The organism is Pantoea phytobeneficialis (genome assembly GCF_009728735.1).
Classification (GTDB): Bacteria; Pseudomonadota; Gammaproteobacteria; order Enterobacterales; family Enterobacteriaceae; genus Pantoea; species Pantoea phytobeneficialis.
This window is the reverse complement of the sequence record NZ_CP024636.1, coordinates 127,125-146,471: the sequence shown is the minus strand read 5'-3', so window position 1 is coordinate 146,471 and position 19,347 is coordinate 127,125. Positions and strand designations below refer to the sequence as shown.

At 56.3% G+C, this 19,347-nt stretch carries 12 protein-coding genes; all 12 read right to left on the bottom strand.

The genetic code is table 11. From position 1 onward, the window contains the following. Positions 1 to 445: 445 nt before the first annotated feature. On the bottom strand, positions 446 to 1,453 hold the full coding sequence (locus tag CTZ24_RS00645; RefSeq protein WP_036625810.1) for a family 8 glycosyl hydrolase: 1,008 nt from the start codon (positions 1,451 to 1,453) through the stop codon (positions 446 to 448). Positions 1,454 to 1,462: 9 nt separating this feature from the next. Then, positions 1,463 to 1,909: a cellulose biosynthesis protein BcsD gene (gene bcsD / locus CTZ24_RS00640; RefSeq protein WP_021183755.1), complete on the bottom strand. Its 447-nt coding sequence runs from the start codon at positions 1,907 to 1,909 to the stop codon at positions 1,463 to 1,465. Next, on the bottom strand, positions 1,909 to 5,712 hold the full coding sequence (locus tag CTZ24_RS00635; RefSeq protein ID WP_208724518.1) for a cellulose biosynthesis protein BcsC: 3,804 nt from the start codon (positions 5,710 to 5,712) through the stop codon (positions 1,909 to 1,911). Before CTZ24_RS00635 ends, bcsD begins: the two co-directional genes overlap by 1 nt. Positions 5,713 to 5,723: 11 nt before the next feature. Next, on the bottom strand, positions 5,724 to 8,243 hold the full coding sequence (bcsB, locus tag CTZ24_RS00630) for a cellulose biosynthesis cyclic di-GMP-binding regulatory protein BcsB (protein WP_208724517.1): 2,520 nt from the start codon (positions 8,241 to 8,243) through the stop codon (positions 5,724 to 5,726). Continuing rightward, positions 8,240 to 10,345, bottom strand: coding sequence for a UDP-forming cellulose synthase catalytic subunit (gene bcsA, locus CTZ24_RS00625; protein WP_021183752.1), 2,106 nt, complete (start codon positions 10,343 to 10,345; stop codon positions 8,240 to 8,242). Before bcsA ends, bcsB begins: the two co-directional genes overlap by 4 nt. 51 nt (positions 10,346 to 10,396) lie before the next feature. Then, positions 10,397 to 11,197, bottom strand: coding sequence for a cellulose biosynthesis protein BcsQ (gene bcsQ / locus CTZ24_RS00620; RefSeq protein ID WP_036625806.1), 801 nt, complete (start codon positions 11,195 to 11,197; stop codon positions 10,397 to 10,399). Continuing rightward, a complete protein-coding gene (gene bcsO, locus CTZ24_RS00615; protein ID WP_208724516.1) occupies positions 11,188 to 11,859 on the bottom strand; it encodes a cellulose biosynthesis protein BcsO in 672 nt (223 codons plus the stop codon). The genes bcsQ and bcsO overlap by 10 nt, the downstream gene beginning before the upstream one ends. A 1,050-nt stretch (positions 11,860 to 12,909) precedes the next feature. Continuing rightward, positions 12,910 to 13,920: a dipeptide ABC transporter ATP-binding subunit DppF gene (gene dppF / locus CTZ24_RS00610; RefSeq protein WP_208724515.1), complete on the bottom strand. Its 1,011-nt coding sequence runs from the start codon at positions 13,918 to 13,920 to the stop codon at positions 12,910 to 12,912. Beyond that, positions 13,910 to 14,896 (bottom strand): dipeptide ABC transporter ATP-binding protein, encoded by a 987-nt coding sequence (gene dppD / locus CTZ24_RS00605; protein ID WP_021183747.1) that lies wholly within the window; start codon positions 14,894 to 14,896, stop codon positions 13,910 to 13,912. The genes dppF and dppD overlap by 11 nt, the downstream gene beginning before the upstream one ends. Positions 14,897 to 14,908: 12 nt before the next feature. Next, on the bottom strand, positions 14,909 to 15,811 hold the full coding sequence (gene dppC / locus CTZ24_RS00600; protein ID WP_036625803.1) for a dipeptide ABC transporter permease DppC: 903 nt from the start codon (positions 15,809 to 15,811) through the stop codon (positions 14,909 to 14,911). 9 nt (positions 15,812 to 15,820) lie between these two features. Next, positions 15,821 to 16,840 carry a dipeptide ABC transporter permease DppB gene (gene dppB / locus CTZ24_RS00595; protein ID WP_021183745.1) on the bottom strand — a complete coding sequence of 340 codons (1,020 nt, stop codon included), beginning with the start codon at positions 16,838 to 16,840 and terminating at the stop codon, positions 15,821 to 15,823. 201 nt (positions 16,841 to 17,041) lie between these two features. Continuing rightward, positions 17,042 to 18,652 (bottom strand): dipeptide ABC transporter periplasmic-binding protein DppA, encoded by a 1,611-nt coding sequence (gene dppA / locus CTZ24_RS00590; protein ID WP_208724514.1) that lies wholly within the window; start codon positions 18,650 to 18,652, stop codon positions 17,042 to 17,044. Positions 18,653 to 19,347 lie beyond the last annotated feature (695 nt).

Here is a 19,347-nt window from a genome sequence, read left to right as displayed (position 1 = left end):
CCCGTTGCCGGGCAACAGGCAGAGGTCGAGTTTGTTTTTACTGACATCAATACCGAGATAAATCATAAGACAGCTCCCTTTCACATGAACCATCACGCCATCTTGCCTTGTACATACGAAGTCAGAGCTTCTGGTTACCGTTCAGAGTAGATGCTGGCGTGAAAGGAGAAACGGAGGGCTTTAAGCTACGGCACAAGATCGGGTCTTAAGCGGCGCGACAAGCTGCCTCCGTTTCGTGTAACGGGTAGCTAACCAGTTACAACTTCAAGATACAAGCGGCGCGATTTATCGCGCAAAAAAAGAGGCTGGCGCAGGGCCGGGGAGTGCAGAGGGCGCGGCCAGGCGCCCTTTGCTCGGTCGCCGCACCGGCGAACTGAAACTACTTCAGCCTGTGGCGAACGAAATCACGCCAGTGCGAACGAAACCGCCCCCAAACTTCAGCGCATCAGCGCCTTTCCTGATATGCCATCCAGGTCAGCAACTGCAAACTGGCAGAAAAGTAGTTCTGATCTGGTGCCAGCCGGTCACTGAGATAACCCGTCTCGCTCAGCGTCAAATCCCTAATCGCCAGCAAGCCGCCGTCGAGGTTGTAAGGCGCGGGCGTGTTCGCCAGCACATCAAACCACGCCGGGGTGGTTAAGCGCCCATAGGCCTGCCAGACACGCTGGTAGGGCACCAGACGCAGGCTTTGCGGATCGTACCACCAGATATTCAGTGGGATACGAATCGCGTCATAGCTAAAGCGGTTGGAATACCCGACCGCTGGCGCAACCGAGCCATCCGCATTCAGCGCCACCCAATCGAGCGGCAAACCACTTTTGCCGAAATGCATATCGCCCAGCAGGTCCATGCCATCATCAATCAACTGATTCCAGACGCGCAAATGGCTGTGCTCAGCAAACTCACGCCATGCCGGGAACAGGAAATAGGACGGATTGAGTACGATAAAACTGGTTTTATTGAAACCCTGCACACCCGGCAGCATCACGGTATGCCCGGCATAGGTGATCACGTTGTGCTTCACAATCGCCCGCTGGATACGATCAGACGCCTGCTGGTAACTGGCAGAGGACCACTTCTGCGCCCCACGCTGCAAGGCCCAGGCAATCAGGACATCACCATCCGACGCGTTATTTTTGTCAGCGACGGGATCGGTCGCACCTGGGGTATAACGCCAGTAAAACAGATCGTTTTGCGGATTGCGCAGATGGGTCTGCGTCCACTGCCACAGCTTATCAAAGGTCGGGCGATCGTCATTGGCTACCGCCAGCAACATGCCGTAGCCCTGGCCTTCGGTATGGCTGACGTTGTTATTGGCGGTATCGCTGATACGACCATCGTTGCTCATAAAGCGACTTTTAAAGGTACTCCAGCCATCTGCGGCCGCCTGGGCACTAAAAAACATCACCATGAAACAGAGTATCCATTGACGCCAGAACGGCTTAACACTCATCTCAGCTTCCTATTGATATCGGTAGTGCAGCGTACTGCCATCGAGCTTTTCAAGGGTAAGAGGAACCTTGACGCTGCCGCCCTGGTCCTGAAGCCAGCGGGCATACACCCCGGCCAGCACGGCGCTAAATGCCAACTGCCAGCGTTCGCTATTCACCCGGTTGTCTCCCGCCGGTAACGCATGGTGCTGAATCAGAATGGCGTTCTCCATCGGCTGTAATTGGGCAAAGCCCCAGCTAAAACGCGCCAGCTGCAAATTCATTTCACGCTCAAGATCCTGAACGGTGCGCGCCTCCGCCAAAGGATAGCGCGCCGCCAGCGATTCGCCCACCTGGTTGAGGAAACCTTCGGCTTCCTCTCCGGCATTATCCAGCATGCCTTCAATCATCACGCTAACCAGATCAAACCAGCCCGGCTGATGCGGGTGATTGACGCGGGCTGCCAATTGCTCACTCATTAGTTGTCTCCGAACATGTAGCGGAAGTACAGATTCGCGGTAGTCTCGTTGTAATCACCGAAGGTGTCATAGCCTAACTGACCACCCAGGGTGAGATCTTTGTTGATCTTATAGTCAGCCCCGGCATGCAGGTTATAACCAATGCCGTTTTTGCTATCGCCTTCGTAGTAGGCGCTCTTGACGTAACCCGCATCCGCCATTGCCTGCAACTGAGATTGCAATGAAGGATCATTCGGGAAGTAAGCGCTTCTGTCCTGGCTGTAGGACTGATAACCGATCGAACCACCGATATTCACCTTCAGGTCATCAAAGGTACGCGAGAAGTCGACAGGGAACGAGATCGATGCGTAGTTCTGCGGGCTGAAATAACCGCCCTGGCCATAGCTGAAGTAGCTGAGGTTTTTCGAGAAGTCCATCCACGACAGGCTCATACCCACCTTCAGTTCGCGGTCGTCGTAATGGAACGGACGTACATAGGCGCCTGCGGTGGCCTGCACGCTGTTGTTGCTGGCGACGTTCTCGCCAATATAGCTGTAGGCACCACCACCAACATAGAAACCGGCGTCACCGTTGTCGTAGCTCAGCAGCGCGTTGCCGCCGTTTTTCGTCACCTGGCCCCATTTCTTACCGCTGGCGGTATCTTCTGCGCCAACATACGACAGCAGGCTGTCCGTTACCGCACGACGCTCTCCGGTCAGGATCAGCGTCAGGAAGTCAGTCAGCTTCGGCGACCACTGGATGCCACCCACCATAGTGCTGAGATCCTGGCCGAGCGGCGTACTGCCAAGGTCGATTTTGTAGCTATCGCCACGCAGCGCCATATTCAGCTCAACCCCGTTGCCTTTCTGCGAATTGGTCGAAGAAGAAGGCACATCGGTGACTTCAGCATCACCCGCCGCAACCACGCCGCCCTGAATCAGCGCGTTAGTACCGAAACGACGCCAGGCATCGCCCGCGGCACTGCCCGCCGACAGGGAAATCGGCGTCATGGTAAAGTCGAAGCGCGAATCACCAAACGGCACGGTGGAGAAGGTCAGCGGTGCTTTGGCTTCGGTCAACTTACTCAGCCCCGATTCGCCATCACGTCCACGTACCTGCAACTGGCCCTGAGTCCAGGTGCCGGTTTTCTCCTGCAAATCGTCCATCATATCGTCGATCTGCTTCAGTGTACGGCTCTGCTGCACCGCCGGGGTATTGCTCGCCAGCGTTACGCCACTGGCGCTGCTGGTGGCATCCGGCGAGGATTGCCACGGCATCACCGTACCGTAGCTGGAAGGCGTGCGCCCTACCGGTGAGGTGCTGCGGTTGATAAACGGGTTATCCGCCAACGCCAGACCACCCACGGTCGGTACGCTGCCGGTTTGTGCACCCTGCAAGCCAATCAACTGGCCGCGGGCGGTGCGCAGATAACTCATCGCCTGGCTGTGCTCACCGTTGGCTTCCGCCACTCGCGCCAGCAACAGCAGACGGTCCGGCGTTTGCTCATTACGCAGGCCACGCGTCAGGGTATTGGCTTTCTGCACATCGTTCTGTGCCAGCGCCACATTGATCGCCCCTTCACGCGCATCCTGGGTCGGGGTGTCCTGGGTCATCAGGTAGTCATACACCACGCCCGCTTCTTTGTTCATCTTGCCGGATTGGTACAGACGCGCCATCGCGAACATCAGATCGCGGTTCTGCGGATCGTGTTGCAGCGCCCCCACCAGTTTGTCATAAGCGGCGGCGTATTGTTTCTGCTCACGCAGGCGATCCACTTCGTTGATAACGTAGCCGTTGCGAATCCCAGCCAATTGCGTCGGCGTACTGCGAGCCTGCAATTCCGGGCTGCTGAGGAAGCTCTGCGCTTCGGTGGTCAAACCGGCCTGATTGAGGACCGCCACCTGCGCAGCGTAATCGCCGGCGTTGCCCTGCACGCCGCGCTGCATATTGCTACGCACCACGGACACCGCGGTGGTGAGGTCACCCGCTTTCGCCAGTTTCTGCGCCAGATTACCCGCGTCCACCGGATTCGCTGGCGGATTCGACGCCAGCGCGCGCAGCGTATTCGCTGCTGCGGCATTCGAACCCTGCGCCAGATACTGATCGGCGGTGTTCATTTGCAGGTTAAAGTTCACGCGTTGCGCCAGTTCGCGCATGTCGCTGCTTTTGCTGCTGTTGGGAATGCGCGCCAGCAGCAGGCTGGCTTGTTGCCAGGCACCGCTTTCGCTGGCATTCAACGCACCGGCGTAGAGTTCATTGGTGCTGGCACCGGTACGCATGGTCGGCTGCATAATATTCGCCGCCATCATACTATCGCCCTGACCACGATAGATGCGCGCCAGATCGAGACGCAGCCAGCCATCGTTAGGGTTACGCGCGATGCCCTGTTGCAGGGTGGCAATCGCCGCTGCATTGTTACCTGCCGCCAGCTCACGCTTCGCCTGCTGGCGGATTGGATCGGTGCTGCTGCCGCGCGGTGCCACGCTCTGACGCACGCTGTCCGGCAGCGAGGCCAACAACGTATTGGCTTCGGCGCTACGATTCTGCTGACGCAGCACGTAAAACAACCCTTCTTTCGCGTTACGGTTATCCGGCTCGCTTTGCAGGATCGAACGGTAAGTTTGCTCCGCCTGCGGTAACTGATTGGTACGACGCAGCACATCTGCGCGGAACAATTTGGCTGAAGTGCCTTTCTCGCCTTCAGCCTGAGTCAGTGGCTCGCTCAACGCCAGCGCCTGAGCGCTGTCGCCATTCTTCAGTGCCTGCTGGGCCGTTGCCAGTTGCGCATAGAAACGGGCATCAGCCGCCTGTTTCTGGCGCTGTTCGCTCTGATCCCCGCCCAACTGCGCAGCGCGCGTCAGGTAATCAGCCGCTTCAGAATAACGTCCGGCGCGCTGCGCCACGTAACCCATACCGGCCAGCGCATCGGCATCCTGCGGGTTGGCCTGCAACACTTTCTGGAAGTTGTTCTGGGCGCTGCTGACATCGCCGCTGTTCAGGGCCGTAAAGCCAGCCCCTTTCTCCGCGCCGCCGACATTTTTACGGTAATAATCCATCACCGCGTTGTCCTGCGGATGGCGTTGCTGCCAGGTCTGATACAACGACGCATCAGAAGCCTGCGGGCCAAGCCACAGCAGCGCCTGGCGCAGCGAACGGTCAGCATCTTTGTTGCCATCGGCCATCGTCGCCAGCAGATCGATACCTTCGCGACGCGTCGATTCCTGGTACGTCATTGCCTTGCCCAGCGCCAGTTTGGCCCCGGTATCCTGCGGATGTTCGGCGGAGAATTGACGCAACGCTTCGACCGCCTGCGGTAGCATCGATCGGTCACCGGCCATCGTCAGATAATATTCGGCAGCGACACTCGGCGGCGGCTCATTGCCACTAAAGGTATTGCGCCAGGTTTGCAAAGCTGCGGCGATGTTGCCGCTGCGCGCCTGCTGACGCGCCAGTGACAACTGTGACTGCGGGATACTTTGCAGCTGGCGAGCGTTATCAAGCTCCGTCAGATGCGCATCGTTGGGCGACACCTGGTTCAGGCGGGCGCGCCATTGCGCGGCGCCCACGTTATCGCCACTTTGCTGGGCATATAACGCCAGCAGGTACAGCGCCTGGGTGTTATTGGGTTCCACCATCAGCACTTTTTGCAGCGAGGCCTGGGCTAAATCGTCATGCGCTTTCTGGTGCCAGTAAGCCGCCTGATCGAACAGCGCTTGTAACGCAGGGTTGGTGCTCTCCGCCGCCAGCAGCGGCTGAGAGAGAGTCAGTGCCCCACCCAGAATCAGGGCATGGCGAATACCGGCGCTTATCAGATGTTTTTTCATTATTTTTATCCTTACTTCTTGCCGGGCTTGCTATCACCTTGCGGGTTAAGACGTCGCCATGCATGACGTCTCAGCATCACCCAGGCACCACTGCCCACCAGCGCTGAAACCAGCAATGCGGCCAGCGCCATCAGCACGGAGTGCTGGTTGGCATACCACACCACCATCATGTACCAGGGCATTTCACCGCTCGGGAACTGCGGCCCGACGCGGAAGCTGCGGATACCGTTTTCATCGGTGATGATGGCGGTATCGCCACGAATACCGGCGTTGATACGCGCCGAGTTCAAATCGTTGTGCAGACGCAGTAACTGGTCATCGCTGGTCGCCACCGTCATCACCACCAGGCGATCGGGGTTCCACGGCGAGCGATAGCTGACAAAACCGCGCCACGCCTCGTTGGAGGAGAAGTAGCGATCGGCATCCAGTTGTTGACGATACCAGTCGCCCATCAACCAGCCGCGCAGCTTGTCCCAGGTAGTGGGATCTTTCACGCCCAGCGTATTGCCGCTGGTTTCATACGGCGTTCCCGCCAGCATCGCCTGGTTAAAGGTGGTGTTTTGCGTGGTACTGACCGCCAGCAGGTCGCTCTGCTCCAGACGCGACAGGTTGGTGCCGCCATTCGGCATCCCGAATAACACCTGGTTCTGCGCCAGCGGCACGCCTGTGGCGTTACCGGCACGCGCTGCCATATCCAGCAGCGTGGAGATCTCGGCATCGCTTGGTTTTTCCGGCAGCAACAGCGCCGTCTGCGAGAAGTCAGCCAGACGTGTGAACGGGAAGGCAGCACCGACGAAGTACGACAGATTCGGCAGCATGGTGAAGTGGCGTGTATGGCTCAGGTCGATCGACGAGTCATCCTCAATGCGGCTCTTGATGTTGTTGTTCAGCAACACGCCGCAAGGGGCATCCGCTTTCGGCTTGATGTTGAAGTAAAGCGACAGTTGGTTGTCACCGTAAATCAGATAAGGATCGAGCTTGAGCGCATAGTTTTCCTGACGCGCATCGCCACCGAGACGATGCCAGGCACTCTCCAGCAGGCCGACTTTATTGACCGTCAGGTTGCGCAGGAAGGTGCCATTCAGCATCACGTTAAGGAACGAATTGTTCTCGTCAATCCAGCTTTCGGACGGGAAACGATAATGCAGGTTGACCGGAATGGTGTCGCCATCCCACATAAACAGATCCGGCGCGGCGCGGAAGTTCACGCTCAACGCATCGTGCCAGATACCGGTGGTGGTCAGGCTTTGATCTTTACGCAGTAGCTCGCTCAAACGTACCGGACGGCTGGTATTGATCCAGCGCGGGGCGTCATACGGCTTACGCAGCGCAATCGGCTGCGGCTGCACATTCAGGTTGCTGGCATCGGTGGTCAGCGGCTGGGTCGTCAGACGATTGGCCGCCTGACGCAGTTGCGTATCATCGGCGCCGCTCACCAGCAGCAGTTTGTACACCGGGTTGAGCGGGTTATCGACCATCTGTAAGGTCGGGCCGTTGGCCGCCGGGAAAGTCAGGGGACCAATTTTATCGCCAGGATGGCCGAACAGAATGCCGTTGTGCTCCGGCAAATCACCGCGTACCACCGGGAAGCGGATGCCACGGTAATCCGACTGAATGCCCATCCAGGACGCTACCAGCGCAGCGGCGCTGACGGTATCCGGCGTCACGTTTGAGGCAAAGCCAATGGTGACGCTGGCAGGCGTCATGCGCAGCGGATCAATAAACGGACGCGGGAAGTTACGCAGGCTGGTGCCGATGTTCAACTGCTGGCCTTCCATGCTCAGCGTGGTTTTCGGCAGGATGGTCACCTGATATTGCTGCGCGCTCTCTTTCTCGCACAACAACTTGTCAGCATCGTTGATTTTGAAGCTCAGGTTATTGCTGGACACCACCATCGCCGCCGGGATATCGAGCTGATAATCGCTGGTATCGCTGTCGGTGGAACCCAGTGGCAACGTGCCCAATGGCTGGCCGTTCAACATCAGTTGCAGCGAGGTATTACGCGATGCCAGCGCAGCAGAAACACGCAGCGACAGGTTGAGGCGCGCATTGGTGATCACCTCGTCACCCGGCAGGGTAAACACGATGCCGGACTGCAACTGACCACCGGTTAACACGATGCCCTGCTTCTGGCCCATCTGTGCCACCGAAATCACGGTGCTGACCGGCTGATTCAGCGGCGCGGCGACGACCGGCGCTGGCACCGGGGCCGCAGCAGGTGTCGGCAGAACCATCTCGGGTGCCGGAGCCGGAGACTCGCTGGCGGCGGCGGGTGCATCATTTTCTACCGCAGGCGCATTCTCGGCGGGTGCGCTGACCGCTGGCGTGGTTTCCGCCGGGGTATAAGGCGTGCTACCTGCCGCCTCTTTCAGTTGTGCATCGGCATTGTTATCAAGGCCCTGCGGTGGTGGAATTTGCCCCAGTGCAGAGCTGTCCTGCGTTACCGTGGCTGGCGTTTCCGCCCAGGCGGGCACGAGCAGCAGCGCGGTTGCCAGCGAACTCGCCAGCAACGTTTGCGTCAAATTTTTCATGCGGCGCTGTCCTCTTTGACGGCAGGCTGAGCCTCCTGCTTGCCCTTATTACGACGATCTTTCCATGTCAGCCAGAACAGCTCGAAAACGGTACGCACAATGGTGCCCAGCGACAACAACGGATTGTCCTGCTTGTACTGTGGCTGAATCCATGCATCGGCACGCGCCAGCACCACACGCACCAGTTCGCGGCGACGCGACAGCGGCATGGCTTCGAAACGCAGACGAATGGTTTCGTCATCGCCAGAGATTTTGCTCACCGGAATGGTAATGGCACCTGATTTCAGCAGCAGATCGATCTCTTCGATTTCATCGTATTCATGACGATCATCGGGCGCGTCGAGTTGTGCGCCGCCCATTGACAGGTCGCTGGTCATGGTGCGCGACGAGATACCGCTGGCGTAGTGAATAATCGCCGGGATCTGTACTTCAATACGGATGGTTTTACGCACCTGCTTGGTTTCACGCGCTACGGCAATCGCCGCCATCAGGATAATCAGGCTGAACACCGCCCAGCCGACGTTAAGGGCAATCACGTAAGGATCCACCCCGAAGTAATCATGCATGGTGGCACGCACCACACCCGCCACAATCCCTATCGTCAGCAACGCCGCCACAATCACATGCGGGCGCACGATGTGGAAATCGAAGAAGCCCTGATCCAGCACCCCGCCTTTATCGGTGACGTTGAACTTACCGTGTTTCGGCGAGAACATGGTCAAAATGGTCGGGATAACCAGGTGGAAACACATCACCGTTTCGTAAATCTCACCCCAGAAGGTGTAACGGAACCGGCCATTCATACGTGAGTTGACGTACAGCGACATCACCAGGTGCGGCAGCACGTAAGCGAAAATCAACGATGCCGACGAGTGAATGATGTTGAGGTTAAACAGCAGATACGCCAGCGGTGCCGTCAGGAACGCCACGCGCGGCAGACCAAACTGGAAGTGCAACATCGCGTTGAGGTAGCACAGGCGTTGCTGCCACTTCAGACCACGCCCGAACAGCGGGTTATCGACACGGAAAATCTGCGTCATGCCACGCGCCCAGCGGGTACGCTGAATGACGTGCAGACCCAGACGTTCGGTCGCCAGTCCGGCCGCCAGTGGAATCGACAGGAAGGCAGAACCCCAGCCAAGACGCTGCATTTTCAATGCGGTGTGGGCATCTTCGGTAACGGTTTCCACCGCAAACCCGCCAATCTCCTCCAGCGCGCTACGGCGAATCACCGCACAGGAACCGCAGAAGAAGGTCGCGTTCCAGTTATCGTTGCCTTGCTGCACCGGGCCGTAGAACAGCGAACCTTCGTTCGGGATGCTGCGCGCAGCGCGCAGGTTACGTTCGAACGGATCGGGTGAGTAGAAGTAGTGCGGCGTTTGCAACAGCGCCAGCTTCGGATCTTTCAGGAACGGTCCCACCGTCGCTTGCAGGAAAGTACGGGTGGCAACGTGGTCACAGTCAAATACGCAAATCAGCTCACCTTTCGTGATTTTCATCGCATGGTTGAGGTTACCGGCTTTCGCATGGCGGTTGTCGTCACGGGTGATATAACCGACCCCGACGTCTGCCGCAAACATGGCAAATTCACTACGTTTGCCGTCATCCAGCAAATAAATTTTCAGCTTGTCGCGCGGGTAATCAATACACTGTGCCGCCAGAACGGTATCACGTACCACATCGAGGCTTTCATTATAAGAAGGCACATACACATCGACCGTTGGCCACAGGCTGGTATCTTCCGGCAGCGGTTCAATGGTGCGTTTTAATGGCCAGGTGGTTTGCAGGAAACCCAGAATTAAGATCAGCCAGACGTACAATTCGGCAAGATATAAACCGATACCGAGAATGGCTTCAATCTCGGAATTAAAGTGCAACGTCTCCGTAGTGCGCCACCAGATATAGCGGGTCGACATCAGGGCGGAGAGGATGACCATCACCACGGTTATTTTACGGCTTTTGCTTAAGCCCATTAAAAACAGCATGCCAATGCTGATTAAGCCAAAGATATATTGTTTCTGGCTATCCATCGGCGTGATGATGATTACCGCTGCGACCGGTGCAAGCACCAGCAGCAGCAGGTAAAACGCGAGTTTACTCATGATTCACCTGCGGAGCTGTGTTGTTATTATTCGCCTGACAATGCCAGGCTATTAATAATGACTGCGAATGGGTGCCTGAACTTCACCGTTGCCCACGGAGATATTCAGAATATTGGAGACACGCTTGGCAACCAGCTCAATATCAAACGCTGCCGCAGATGCAGGGCTGAAATCAAAAACAGATTGCTGTGACGCATTGGCTTCCGCGACGCTTTCATCCCGGTGCACCACACCCAATAAATTGTCACCCAGACGATGCTGCATAAAAGCGGTGACATCACGGCTTATATTGCGGCGGTTATCGCTCTGGTTGAGCACAAAATAGTGTCCACGTTTATTATTTAGTGGCTGACCAATCATGCGGTCGTTTTCAATTTGCGGCAGTAAAGACACCGAAGCGGTGTCCGCCAGCATCACCACTAAATGCATATCGGCAAGTGCCGTCATCGCCTTCAACGCCGGACCTGGCCCTGGCGGAAAATCCGCGATGATGACCAGGCCGGGATAATTAAGTACCGTATCCAGGCCGCGTTTCAGGAAATGCGGATCTTTACTCAGGTTCTCTTCAAAACGTTCGCGCTGTTGTTCCGTGACCTCGCCATATGGCATGACAAAAATATTGCCGCCGGTGGTGAGAATGGACTGACTCCAGTCGGCTTGTTCTTCGGAACGCGCCACAAAACCGCGACCATCATGCAGCGGCACACCAAAATGCAGGCGCAACGCATTTTGTACGTCAAAATCAATTGCCAAAACTTTGCTGCCTGCGCGGGCCAGACTCCAGGCCAGGTTGGCTGCCATTGTGGTCTTCCCGACTCCCCCTTTAGGCGAGCACACACAAACTAACGGCATAGCGCAATCTTCTCCAGTAACGGTTTCAGTAATGTCTCTTTCGACAGGTTCACAGGCTCAGCTGGCCGCGAACGGAATAATGCGCCAAAGCGTGACGGTGCCGCAGCGGGTTGCGCCGGTGCGACTGGGGCAGCAAAAACGGGGGGCGGTGCAACGGCCACCGGTGCCGGAACCACTGCCGGCTCCGGCACCACAGCGGGTGCCACAGGCGCTTCAACCGGTTTGGGCGGTGGGGGCGGAAACAGCGACGTTGTTGCCTGCCGCTCAACATGGGTGGCTTTCGGTGCCACAGGTGTGGCTGAAGGCGAGGGTTTAGCCGGGGCTGGCGGGAACAATGATGACACCGCTGTCGGGGCCTCCCCCGCTGCTGGCGTCGCTGCCAGGCTATCCAGAATCGAACCCCGTACGCTACTGGCGACCGGCGCGACCTGCGGTTGTTGTGGTGGTGTATCGAATTCGTTGCCGCGAATCGGCTGTGGCTGCGGCAGATCGATACGCTGGCCGCCGCCTAACGTTTCCTGATCTTCATCAGCAGCCAGCTGACGGATAATCGCCCACTGACTCTGGTCGGCTTCCTGCGTTTGCCCGGACATATCCTTAAAAGCGATATCCAGCGTCTGCGTTTTTTCCTTAAAACGCTGCAAATCGTCGTAGTTCTTCATGACCAGGGGCCTGTAAAAGGAGGGGGGGAATTTTTCGCGAATATATCACATACATTAAAACACAGTGAGAGAAATCTGATTATTAAAACGCCGAATTCAATAAAAGAGTTTTATCTTTGTGATTGAAAAAAGGGTGCAAAATAACTCTCATTCTGTTTATGACCTGAAATTAATTAATATCGGTTAACTGAAATAATCACGGTGATAATCTTTTCATAACTCACTGAAAAATTTCTAACCCTCTGCAAATTACGGATTTTTCACCTGCGTGATCAATCTCACACAAATTTGACAAAATTCGGAATTTGTCTTAACGGACGAAACAATTTTTAATACCAGCGAATGACTGATGCAATCGGGTAATGAATTTTGCTATGGGTTCATAATCGATACGTCAGTCGTTAATTTTTTTGAAGTATAGACTAACAAATGAAAAAAGCCCCGACGGGGTAATGCTGGTCAGTTAAGCAATCGGTGATAACGCAGTCTGGTGTCACTCAGGGGCTGGCGGTCCTCGCGCCGCTGACGCGGTGCCTTCACGGCATTCATCTGCCTGACGGACCGGCGTGGATGGAACATCCCTGTCCCACCCCGCCTTTCGCGCGCATCCATGCGCGCTCTCCTGGCAGACTCACTCTGTTCAGCGCAGCGGATTGCCTGCCCCTGAGCGGCCCCAGCCTGCTCCAAAGCTTCGGTGTGTGTTGCCAGAAAGGGCACAATTGTGAAGGCCATCGCCCCTCTGCTGCTGCAAAGGGCTATCCGCAGCGCTGAGGCTTTGACGTTGGGCCAGGAGACTCACGCAGGGATGCGTGAGTCAGTTCGGGGTGGACAGGGATGGACGTCCCCGAACGGTCCGTCGGCACGACGTTGAAGCCGAAGGCACCGCGTCAGCGGCGCGAGGACTGCCCGGCAGCCGCAGAGGGGCGATGGCCCACAGCAGAGTACGCATAAAAAAAGCTGCCATTCTTTAAACAATGGCAGCCTTATCCGAATATGGTCTTAACTGACCAGCATTACCCCAACGGGGGCCTTTTATCTCTGCAAGATAACTTATGCGCCAGTGATCGGCTGGTTCTCATCCTGGTCTACGGCAAAGCAGGCGATTTGCTGCTCACCGTACGTTTTCAACTTGGGCTGCAACTGTACACAGGTGCCAAAACGGCGACGACAGCGCGCGTTGAAGGCGCAACCTGGCGGCGGGTTAAGCGGGCTGGGTAGCTCGCCGGTCAGTTTGATACGTTCACGACGTTCATCCGGATTGAGGCGCGGCGTGGCCGACAACAACGCCTGAGTGTAGGGATGGCGCGGGTTGCTGAAAATCGCCTCTTTGCTCCCCTTCTCTACGCAGCGGCCAAGGTACATCACCATCACTTCATCGGCGATGTGTTCCACCACCGACAAATCATGAGAGATGAACACATAGGAAAGACCGAGATCCTGTTGCAGGTCCATCATCAGGTTCAGTACCTGCGCACGCACCGAGACGTCGAGCGCCGATACCGGTTCATCGGCGATCAGCACATCCGGGTCCAGCATCAGGCCGCGGGCAATGGCGATACGCTGACGCTGACCGCCGGAAAACATATGCGGGTAGCGATCGTAATGTTCGGTTTTCAGACCAACCTTCGCCATCATCTCCAGCGTTTTTTCCCGACGTTCCGCTTTGGTCAACGTGGTGTTGATTACCAGCGGCTCTTCCAGAATCTGGCTGATTTTTTTGCGTGGATTCAGCGAACCATAGGGGTTCTGGAACACAATCTGGATTTTCTGGCGACGCAGTTTCTGCGCCTGCGGGTCATGCTTCAGCAAATCCTGACCATGCCAGTACAACTCGCCTTCGGTTGGGGTTTCAATCATGGTCAGCAGACGGCCCAGCGTGGATTTACCACAGCCCGACTCCCCGACCACCGCTAGCGTTTTGCCGCGTTCCAGATTGAACGATACGCCATCCAATGCTTTGACCAGACGCTCCTGGCCGAACAACCCTTTCTTCACCGGGTAGTGTTTTTTCAGGTCAATCGCCTGTAGCAGATAATCCTGCTGTGTTTTCTCATGACTCATAAGTCGGTCTCCCGGCATCATCCAGTGGGAAGTGACATTTGGACTGACGGCCCGGAATGTCGCGCAGTTCAGGCTCTTCGCTACGGCAACGATCGGTCACGTAGGGGCAGCGCGGATTCAACAGGCAGCCGGTTGGGCGGTCGTATTTACCCGGCACCACGCCCGGCAGCGAGGCCAGACGCGCTTTATCCGCCGCGAATTCCGGCAACGCACGCAGCAGCGCCTGGGTATAAGGATGACGCGGGGCTTTGAAGATATCCGCCGCTTTGCCGCTTTCCACCACTTGTCCGGCATACATAACGATGATGTGCTGCGCCGCTTCTGCCACCAGCGCCAGGTCATGGGTGATCAGGATCAGCGCCATGTTCTCCTGCTTTTGTAGCTCCAGCAGCAGTTCAATGATCTGCGCCTGGATGGTCACATCGAGCGCGGTGGTGGGTTCATCGGCGATCAGCAGCTTAGGTTTGCAGGCGATCGCCATGGCGATCATCACACGCTGGCTCATCCCGCCCGACAGCTGATGCGGATACACATCCAGACGTGAAGCCGGATCGGGAATCCCCACCTGCTCCAGCAGATCAATCGCGCGCTGACGACGGGTGCTACGGCTACCGCCCTGATGCACCTTCAGCGCTTCCATAATCTGGAAACCCACGGTGTAACACGGGTTAAGGCTGGTCATCGGGTCCTGGAAGATCATCGCCACTTCCGCACCCACCAGCTGGCGGCGCTCTTTTTCGGAGATGCGTTGCAGGTCGCGCTGGTTGAATTCCAGCTTCTCTGCCATCACCCGACCGGGATAATCAATCAGGCCCATAATCGCCAGCGAGCTAACCGATTTACCGGAACCAGACTCACCGACAATGCCGACCACCTGGCCCTGCTCAACCTGATAGCTGATACGGTCAACCGCTCGGAACGGTGTTTTTTCGTCGCCGAAATGCACCGACAGTTTTTCTACATTTAATAACGCCATCTCGGTGCCTCTTTACTGCTTGAGTTTCGGGTCGAGTGCATCACGCAAACCATCGCCCATGAGGTTGAATGCCAGAACCGTGAGCAGGATGACCACTCCAGGGAAGGTCACGACCCACCAGGCACTTTGCGCATACTGCAACACGTCGGAGAGCATGGTGCCCCACTCCGGTGTCGGCGGCTGCGCCCCCATACCGAGAAAGCCCAACGCCGCCATATCGAGGATGGCGTTGGAGAAACCTAACGACGCCTGCACAATCAACGGTGCCAGGCAGTTAGGCAGAATATTGACGAACATCTGGCGCAGCGTACCCGCCCCCGCCACGCTGGAAGCGGTGACGTAATCGCGGTTCACTTCCACCAGCACCGCAGCACGCGTCAGACGGATATAGTGCGGCAGCGCCACAAAGGTCAGCGCCAGCCCGGCGTTCACAATCGACGGACCAAAAATCGCCACCAGCACCAACGCCAGCAGCAGACTCGGCAGCGCCAGCATAATATCGACCAGGCGCATGATGATGGCGTCAACCACACCACCGAGGTAACCGGCCATCAGACCGAAAACCACCCCGAGGATCAGCGACAGCACCACCACCAGGCAGCCCACCAGCAGCGACAGGCGTGCGCCATACATCAGGCGCGACAGAATATCGCGGCCAACATCATCGGTGCCAAGGATAAACTTCCAGGTGCCGCCTTCCTGCCACACTGGTGGATGCAGCAACGCATCGCGGAACTGTTCCGCAGGGGCATGCGGCGCCAGGAATTCAGCAAAGATGGCGATCAGCAGCATCAGGATGATGAAGACCAGGCCAATAACCGCGCCTTTATTACGTTTGAAGTAGTGCCAGAATTCCTGAATCGGGGTCATCGGCTTGGGTGCAGCGCTTACGCTTGCGGGATCAACAGCAGACATGATGCCCCCTTATTTCTTATGACGGATACGTGGGTTAACCACGCCGTACAACAGATCAACCAACAGGTTGACCAGGATGATCAGAATCGCCACCAGCAGCACGCCGCCCTGCACCACCGGATAATCGCGGCGTTGCAGCGCTTCAATCAGCCAGCGCCCAAGGCCCGGCCAGGAGAAGATGGTTTCTGTCAGGATGGCCCCGGCCAGCAGCGTACCGACCTGTAAACCGATAACCGTCACCACCGGCAGCATGGCGTTACGCAGGGCGTGCACCACGATCACCCGCATACGCGTCAGCCCTTTGGCACGCGCGGTGCGGATGTAGTCTTCGCCCAGCACTTCCAGCATGGAGGAACGAGTCATACGCACAATCACCGCCAGCGGGATAGTCCCCAGCACGATGGCAGGCAGGATCATATGCATCACCGCATCTTTGAAGTCGCCCGGCTCGCCCCAGATCAGGGTATCGATCAGCATAAAGCCGGTAAGCGGATGGCTATCATCAAGGAAGATGGTGTCACTGACACGCCCAGAGACCGGCGTCAGGTTGAGCTGCACCGACACCAGCATGATCAGCATGATGCCCCACCAGAAAATCGGCATCGAGTAGCCGGTCAGGGAGATGCCCACGGCGGTGTGATCAAAGACAGAACCGCGTTTGACCGCCGCCAGTACGCCGACCGGAATGCCGACGGCAATGGCGAAGATCATTGCGCAGATGCCCAGCTCCAGCGTGGCTTTAAAGCGCGGTACGAATTCGTCCCACACCGGAATGCGGCTTTTCAGCGAGATACCTAAATCACCGTGCAAAACGCCGTTGATGTAGGTGAGATATTGTTTCCACAGGGGTTGGTCAAGACCAAACATCGCCATCAACTGAGCATGACGCTCGGGCGAAATACCACGCTCACCCGCCATGATCAGTACCGGGTCGCCGGGGATCAGGTGAACAAACGCAAAGGTCAACAGGGTAATACCGATAAACGTTGGGATGACAAGGCCCAGACGTCGGAGTATGAACTGCAGCATAAGCCGTACTCTCAGTCATTTCCCGCAGCGTTGCCGCCGGGGACTACATTGCTCAAAACATGCATCCGGCACATAGCCGAACGCGACGCCAGAAGCGCTTCAATAAAAAGAAATTAGCCGGAAAAAAAGTGCGGAGTGCGGGCGGCGAAGAAGCCGCCCGAGGGCCGACGGCGTCGGCCCTGACCGCCATAATCCGAAAGGTTATTCCTGGATATCGACGTTTTCGAAGTGATGTTTACCTAACGGGTCAACCACATAGCCGGTCACTTTCTTGCTGACTGGCTCATACACAGTCGAGTGCGCAATGATCAGCGCCGGAGCCTGGTCATGCATAATCACCTGTGCCTGTTTGTAGTACTCAATACGTTTGTTGTGATCGGCTTCAGCACGGGCTGGCTGAATCTGATCTTCAAACGGCTTGTAGCACCAACGTGAGTAGTTAGAACCGTCTTTCGCCGCTGCACAGCTGAACAGGGTGGCGAAGAAGTTGTCCGGATCCCCGTTATCACCGGTCCAGCCCATCATCACGCTCTGATGTTCACCCGCTTTGGCACGCTTCAGGTACTCGCCCCACTCGTAGGTAACGATGTTGGCTTTGACACCGATTTTCGCCCAGTCAGCCTGAACCATTTCCGCCATACGACGGGCGTTCGGGTTGTACGGACGCTGTACCGGCATCGCCCACAGGTCGATAGTGAAGCCATCTGGCAGGCCCGCTTCTTTCAGCAGCGCTTTGGCTTTAGCCGGATCATACGGGTAATCCTGCACCGCGTCGTTGTAACCCCACATGGTTGGCGGGATCAGGTTTTTCGCGGCCTGGCCAGCACCCTGATAAACCGCATCAATGATGGCTTGCTTGTTCACCGCCATAGTCAGAGCCTGACGCACTTTCACGTTATCAAGCGGTTTTTTCTCGGTGTTGAACGACAGGTAGCCGACGTTCAGACCCGGTTGTTCCATCAGATTGATGTTTTTGTCTTTCTTCATGCTGGCGATATCAGCCGGGTTCGGGTACGGCATCACCTGGCACTCGCCTTTCTGCAACTTGGCGTAACGCACGGAAGCATCTGGCGTGATGGAGAAGACTAAGCGATCGATCTTCGGTTTGGTGCCCCAGTAATCCGGGTTCGCTTTGTAGAGGATGCGCGAGTCTTTCTGGTATTGCAGCAGCTGGAACGGACCGGTACCTACCGGGTTCAGGTCCACTTTTTCCGGCGTACCGGCTTTCAGCATGTTATCCGCGTACTCTTTCGACAGGATAGAGGCGAAGTCCATCCCGAGGTCGGCCAGGAACGGAGATTCCGGACGGGTCAGCACGAAGCGAACGGTGTGATCGTCCACTTTCTCGATTTTGCTGATCAAGTTCGGCATGTCCATGCCTTCGAAGTACTCGTAGCTGCCGCCAGAAACGCCGTGGTACTTGTTGTTTTTATCGAGCTGACGCTCGAAGGAGAAAATCACGTCATCAGCGTTGAAGTTACGCGTCGGTTTGAAGTCTTTGGTGGTTTGCCACTTCACGCCTTGGCGCAGATGGAAGGTATAGGTTTTGCCGTCAGCGCTCACATCCCACTTTTCAGCCAGGCCCGGTTCCACTTCTGTGGTGCCGATTTTGAATTCAACCAGACGGTTGTAGATCGGTACGGAGCTGGCATCGTAGGTAGTACCAGAGGTGAACAGCTGAGGGTTAAAGCCTTCCGGCGAACCTTCTGAACAGTAAACGAGGGTTTTCGCCTGGACACCCGCGGCAACGGTCATAGCAATCAGGCTCAGACCGACCTTCAGCATCCTGGATTTAGCCAGGGAGTTGATCATGTTTTACTCCATTGTGATGTGATGTTGTGTGCGTTGCGCCTGACCTCTGATTTTTTTATGCGGTTCAGGCAAGTCACTTTTGTGACCAAAATGCGAATCGTTGTTTTTGTTGCGCTGGCACCGTGGAATCTGCCAGACGCGTCGGACTCTGCATCTATTGACGCATCAATTTGTCAACAGTTGCAAAGAACGTCAATACAAGGTGGGGTTATTTACAGAGAGTGTGAGTAACCGCAAGCAACGATAAAAAACACCCTTCAACCGGTAAGCCAATATTTAAAAAGGTGATAAAGCGCGCTATGCCGAGTGATTATCTGGTAAAACCACCAAATGACAGTGATTATCACCGCTAAAAAACATACAAATATTACCGGTAAATGTTGAATATATGAACGATTCCCCGTGCGTTATGACGTTCAGGCAGAGAAATATGCTGTACTAATGGCATAAGAAATCAGCAAAAAGCAAAAAGCGGTCATAAGAAGAATGTGTCGCGAATTAAGCGGCAGGCTGAGAAGTGGCAAGGGATTGATAGCCGTGAACAGGAATAATGACGACTAATGGACGATTGCCAGACGTAAGGGGTGAATTGTTAACTTTTAAAACTTAATCCTGGGCCACACCAGGCCGTAGCGGCGCGATAAATCGCGCCGCTACGGATGATACAGACGAAAAAAAACCCGCTTTTACAAGCA